The organism is Streptomyces humi, assembly GCF_001005085.2.
In the GTDB taxonomy this organism is placed as follows: Bacteria; Actinomycetota; Actinomycetes; order Streptomycetales; family Streptomycetaceae; genus Streptomyces; species Streptomyces humi.
Window position 1 is genome coordinate 1 of record NZ_LBMU02000105.1, and the last position, 443, is coordinate 443.

1 protein-coding gene is annotated in these 443 nt (G+C 68.2%); it reads right to left on the minus strand.

Translation table 11 applies throughout. The features are described from left to right. Window positions 1-443, minus strand: a 443-nt coding sequence (locus AAW13_RS39015; protein ID WP_046734647.1) for an acyltransferase domain-containing protein, incomplete at both ends; no start/stop codon positions are given.

Below are 443 nucleotides of genomic sequence, written 5' to 3' on the forward strand. Positions count from 1 at the left end.
CGCGACCGACACCATCCCCCCACGCCCCGCCAACACACCCAACGCCCTGCTCCGCAACGCCACCACCCGCGCCGCATCCTCCAACGACAAAGCCCCACACACCGCCGCAGCCGCAATCTCACCCTGCGAATGCCCCACCACCGCCGCCGGCACCACCCCACACGAACCCCACAACCCCGCCAACGACACCATCACCGCAAACAACACCGGCTGCACCACATCCACCCGATCCAACCCCGGCGCCCCCACCTCACCCCGCACCACCGCAGACAACGACCAATCCACAAACGGCGCCAACGCCCGCTCACACTCCACCATCCGCTCACGAAACACCGACGACGACTCCCACAACCCCGCCGCCATCCCCACCCACTGCGAACCCTGACCCGGAAACACCAACACCACACGACGACCCACCCCACCCACACCCGACACCACACCCG